This window comes from Variovorax sp. 20P10.2.4 (genome assembly GCF_058244205.1).
The window spans coordinates 1-5,274 of record NZ_JBZAYE010000522.1 but is presented as its reverse complement, the minus strand read 5'-3'; the positions used below and the strand labels follow the sequence as shown (position 1 = coordinate 5,274).

At 71.4% G+C, this 5,274-nt stretch carries 4 protein-coding genes; all 4 read left to right on the top strand.

The window, feature by feature from the left end:
• A partial coding sequence (gene amaB, locus AC27VN_RS31970; RefSeq protein ID WP_490879156.1) for an L-piperidine-6-carboxylate dehydrogenase occupies nucleotides 1-1,284 on the top strand: 1,284 nt, incomplete at its 5' end.
• Between the two features lie 105 nt (nucleotides 1,285-1,389).
• Nucleotides 1,390-2,307 carry an amino acid ABC transporter substrate-binding protein gene (locus AC27VN_RS31965; protein ID WP_490879155.1) on the top strand — a complete coding sequence of 306 codons (918 nt, stop codon included), beginning with the start codon at nucleotides 1,390-1,392 and terminating at the stop codon, nucleotides 2,305-2,307.
• Nucleotides 2,304-3,542, top strand: a complete 1,239-nt coding sequence (locus tag AC27VN_RS31960) for a pyridoxal phosphate-dependent aminotransferase (RefSeq protein ID WP_490879154.1) — start codon at nucleotides 2,304-2,306, stop codon at nucleotides 3,540-3,542. The genes AC27VN_RS31965 and AC27VN_RS31960 overlap by 4 nt, the downstream gene beginning before the upstream one ends.
• A gap of 43 nt (nucleotides 3,543-3,585) precedes the next feature.
• Nucleotides 3,586-5,265 carry a thiamine pyrophosphate-binding protein gene (locus tag AC27VN_RS31955; protein WP_490879153.1) on the top strand — a complete coding sequence of 560 codons (1,680 nt, stop codon included), beginning with the start codon at nucleotides 3,586-3,588 and terminating at the stop codon, nucleotides 5,263-5,265.
• Nucleotides 5,266-5,274 lie beyond the last annotated feature (9 nt).

Here is a 5,274-nt window from a genome sequence, read left to right as displayed (position 1 = left end):
GAACTGCGCGCGGCCAAGCGCGACCTCGGCCGGCTGGTCACGCTCGAGGCCGGCAAGGTGCCGTCCGAGGGCGCGGGCGAGGTGCAGGAAATGATCGACATCTGCGACTTCGCGGTCGGTCTCTCGCGCCAGCTCTACGGCCTCACGCTGGCCACCGAGCGCGCCGAGCACCGGATGATGGAAACCTGGCATCCGCTGGGCGTGTGCGGCGTGATCTCGGCCTTCAACTTCCCGGTCGCGGTGTGGTCGTGGAACGCGGCGCTGGCGCTGGTGTGCGGCGACCCGGTGGTGTGGAAGCCGTCCGAGAAGACGCCGCTGACCGCGCTCGCGGTGCATGCGATCGCGGCGCGCGCCATCGAGCGCTTCGGTACCGACGCGCCCGAGGGCCTGCTCGGCCTGCTGCTGGGCCAGCGCGACATCGGCGAGCTGCTGGTCGACGACCACCGCGTGGCGGTGCTGTCGGCCACCGGTTCCACCGCGATGGGCCGCCAGGTCGGTCCCAAGCTCGCGGCCCGCTTCGCACGCGCCATCCTCGAACTCGGCGGCAACAACGCGGCCATCGTCACGCCTTCGGCCGACCTCGATCTCACGCTGCGCGCGATCGCCTTCGCGGCCATGGGCACGGCGGGCCAGCGCTGCACCACGCTGCGCCGGCTGTTCGTGCACGAGAGCGTGTACGACAAGCTGGTGCCGCGCCTGATCAAGGTGTATGGCGGCGTGAAGGTCGGCGATCCGCGCGAGGCCGGCACGCTGGTCGGTCCGCTGATCGACCGCGCGGCCTTCGAGGGCATGCAGAAGGCGCTCGACGAGAGCCGCGATGCCGGCGCGATCGTGCATGGCGGCGGCCGCGTCGACGGTATCGGCGGTGCCGAGGCCTACTACGCGCGCCCGGCGCTGGTCGAGCTCAAGGCGCATGCCGGCGCGGTGCTGCGCGAGACCTTCGCGCCGATCCTCTATGTGGTGCGCTATGCCTCGCTCGACGAGGCGATCGAGCAGCACAACGCGGTGGGCGCGGGCCTGTCGTCGTCGATCTTCACGCTCGACATGCGCGAGGCCGAGCGCTTCCTCTCGTGCGCCGGTTCCGACTGCGGCATCGCCAACGTCAACATCGGCCCGAGCGGCGCCGAGATCGGCGGTGCCTTCGGCGGCGAGAAGGAAACCGGTGGCGGCCGCGAGGCCGGCTCCGACAGCTGGAAGGCCTACATGCGCCGCGCGACCAACACCATCAACTATTCGACGGCGCTGCCTCTCGCACAGGGCGTGACCTTCGATATCGGCGACTGATTTCCCGTGACGCAGGCTTTGGCCGCGGCGGCGCATGAGCGTCGCCGCGGGCGGATGCCTGCGCGAGCGCCAGACCCATCACCACAACGACGAGGAGACGACGACATGAACTTCATTCCATCCCTGCACCCGCTCAAGGCCGCGGCCGCCACGCTGCTGCTGGCCCTGGCCGCCACGGCCGGCGCGCAGCAACCGGCGCCCGCGGGCACGCTCGAGAAGATCGCCGCCAGCGGCAAGGCGGTGCTCGGCGTGCGCGAGGCCTCGCCGCCCATGGCCTACATGCTGGGCGCGGGCGAGAAGTACGTGGGCTACCACGTGGAGCTGTGCGAGCGCGTGCTCAAGGACATCGCGCCGGCCGCGAAGCTCGAGTACATGGCGGTCACGGCGCAGAACACCATCCCGCTGGTGCAGAACGGCACGCTCGACATCGGCTGCGGCCCCACCACCAACAACCTCGCGCGCCAGCAGCAGGTGGCCTTCGCGCTCACCACCTACGTGAGCGAGGTGCGCATGGCCACGCGCGTCGACTCGGGCATCACCACGCTCGACCAGCTCGCGGGCCGCACCGTGTCGGCCTCGACCGGCACGACGGCGGTGCAGCTGCTGCGCAAGCGCGAGCGCAGCAACAACGTGAGCATCAACACCATGCTCGGCAAGGACCACCTCGAGAGCTTCCTGCTGATGGAGTCGGGCCGCGCCGATGCCTTCGTGCTCGACGACAACCTGCTGGCCGGGATCATCGCGAACTCGAAGAACCCGACGGCCTACCGCATCGTCGGCGAGCCGCTGGGCTCGGAGCCGATCGCGCTGCTGTTCCGCAAGGACGACCCGGCCTTCAAGGCGGCGGTCGATGGCGCGCTGCGCCGCCTCATGAAGAGCGGCGAGCTCGAGCGCATCTACACCAAGTGGTTCGTAGCGCCGATCCCGCCGAAGAACACCAGCCTGAACCTGCCGATGAGCGCGATGCTCAAGCAGCTGGTGCTCGAGCCCAACGACAAGCCGCTGGAGAGCTACGCCAAGTGAGTCCCGCTACCGCCGCATCTTCTTCCTCCTCGAACTTCGTGCCGGCGCAGCGCGTGCGCGCGCTCGGCGTGTCGGAGATCCTGCGCATCACCGACCATGCCAATGCGCTCAAGCGCGCGGGCCGCCCGGTGATCGTGCTGGGCGCGGGCGAGCCCGACTTCGACACGCCCGACAACGTGCGCGAGGCCGCGGTGCGCGCCATCGGGCGCGGCGACACGCGCTACACGGTGCTCGACGGCAGCCCGGCGATGAAGGCGGCGGTGCAGCTCAAGTTCAGGCGCGACAACGCGCTGGACTTCGGCCTCGACGAGATCAGCGTGAGCGCGGGCGCCAAGCAGGTGATCTTCAACGCGCTGATGGCCAGCCTGGATCCGGGCGACGAGGTGATCCTGCCCGCGCCCTACTGGACCTCGTACGCCGACATCGTGCGCATCTGCGGCGGCGTGCCGGTCGGCGTGCCCTGCGGCGACGCGCAGGGCTTCCGGCTTGAGCCCGCGCAGCTCGAGGCCGCGATCACGCCGCGCACGCGCTGGCTGTTCCTGAACTCGCCCTCGAACCCGAGCGGCGCGGCCTACGGCGCCGACCAGCTGAAGCCGCTGTGCGAGGTGCTGCTGCGGCATCCGCGCGTGTGGGTGCTGGCCGACGACATCTACGAGCACATCCTCTACGACGGCCTGGCCTTCGCCACGCCGGCGGCGGTGGAGCCGCGGTTGCGCGAGCGCACGCTGACGATCAACGGCGTGTCGAAGGCCTATGCGATGACCGGCTGGCGCGTGGGCTATGGCGCCGGGCCGCGCGCGCTGATCGCGGCGATGGCCGTGGTGCAGAGCCAGACCACCTCGTGCCCGTCGTCGGTGAGCCAGGCCGCGGCGATCGAGGCACTGACCGGGCCGCAGCAGATCGTGGCCGAGCGGCGCGACGACTTCCAGCGCCGGCGCGACTTCGTGGTGGCCGCGCTCAACCGCATCGACGGCCTGCATTGCCCGCGGCCCGAGGGCGCGTTCTATACCTTCGCGCGCTGCGAGGGCCTGCTGGGCCGGCGCACGCGCCGCGGCGCGCTGCTGGCCAGCGACGCGGACTTCTGCCGCTACCTGCTCGAGGACTTCGAGGTGGCGGTGGTGCCGGGCAGCGTGTTCGGGCTCGCGCCCTATTTCCGCATCTCGTACGCGACCTCGATGGCGCAGCTCGAGGAGGCCTGCGCGCGCATCGCGGCGGCCTGCGCGGCGCTCGAATGAATCCGTCCTTCTTTCTTCTTCTCCCTCGCATCGGAGCCCTCTCGTGACCCCCACCTCCCGCACCGGCGGCCAGCTCCTGGTCGACCAGCTCGTCCTGCACGGCGTCGAGCAGCTGTTCTGCGTTCCCGGCGAAAGCTTCCTCGCGGTGCTCGACGCGCTGCACGACGCGGCCATCGCCGTCACCGTCTGCCGCCAGGAAGGCGGCGCCACCATGATGGCCGAGGCCCAGGGCAAGCTCACCGGCCGGCCCGGCGTCTGCTTCGTCACGCGCGGACCGGGCGCGACCAATGCCTCGGCCGGCGTGCACATCGCGCACCAGGACTCGACGCCGCTGCTGCTGTTCGTGGGCCAGGTGGCGCGCGAGGCGCTGGGGCGCGAGGCCTTCCAGGAGCTCGATTACGGCGCGGTGTTCGGCACCATGGCCAAGTGGGTGGTGCAGATCGACGACCCCGCGCGCGTGCCCGAACTGGTGTCGCGCGCCTTCCACGTGGCGACCTCGGGCCGGCCCGGCCCGGTGGTGATCGCGCTGCCCGAGGACATGCTGACCGAGGCCGCCGCGGTGGCCGATGCGCTGCCCTACGCGGTGACCGAAACCCATCCGGGCGCGGCGCAGATCGCCGAGCTGCAGCAGCGCCTCGCGCAGGCCGAGCGGCCGGTGGTGGTGCTCGGCGGCAGCCGCTGGTCGGCCGAGGCCACGCGGCAGTTCGCCCAGTTCGCCGAGGCCCACTCGCTGCCCGTGTACTGCTCGTTCCGGCGCCAGATGCTGCTGTCGGCCGAGCATCCCTGCTATGCGGGCGACCTGGGGCTGGGCGCCAATCCACGCATGCTGCAGCGCATCCGCGAGGCCGACCTGGTGCTGCTGGTCGGCGGCCGGCTGTCGGAGGTACCGTCGCAGGGCTACGAGCTGCTGGCCATTCCGCAGCCCGCGCAGGCGCTGGTGCACGTGCATGCCGATGCCGACGAGCTCGGCAAGCTCTACCGGCCCGCGCTGGGCATCCATGCCACGCCGCGTGCCTTCGCCGAGGCGGTGGCCGGGCTGAAGCCGGCGCAGGCGCCGGCCTGGAAGTCGCGCACTGCCGAGGCGCGCGAGGAGTTCCTGCGCTGGAGCGATCCGGCGCCGATCCGCGTGCCGGGCCCGCTGCAGATGGGCGAGGTGATGCAGCACCTGCGCGAGGTGCTGCCGCACGACACCATCTTCTGCAACGGCGCGGGCAATTTCGCGACCTGGGTGCATCGCTTCTGGCCGTTCCGCGCCTTCGCGAGCCAGCTCGCGCCCACCAGCGGCTCGATGGGCTACGGCCTGCCGGCCGGCGTCGGCGCGAAGCGGCTGTGGCCGCAGCGCGAGGTGGTGGTGTTCGCGGGCGACGGCGACTTCCTGATGCACGGCCAGGAGTTCGCGACCGCGGTGCAGTACGGGTTGCCGATCCTCGTGGTGCTGCTCGACAACGCCATGTACGGCACCATCCGCATGCACCAGGAGCGCCACTACCCGGGCCGCATCAGCGCCACGCAGCTGAAGAACCCGGACTTCCGCGGCTATGCCGAGGTGTTCGGCGGCCACGGCGAGCGCGTGACGAGCACCGCCGAGTTCGGCCCCGCGCTGGCGCGCGCGCGGGCCAGCGGCAAGCCCGCGATCCTGCACTGCGTGCTCGATCCGGAGGCGATCACGCCGTCGACCACGCTGCAGGCGATCCGCGATACCGCGCTCGCGAAGAGCGCCTAGCGCAGGCCG

Coding starts and splice junctions, on each gene's coding strand:
- AC27VN_RS31965 (WP_490879155.1), top strand. CDS start 1,390: ATGAACTTCATTCCATCCCTGCACCCGCTCAAGGCCGCGGCCGCCACG.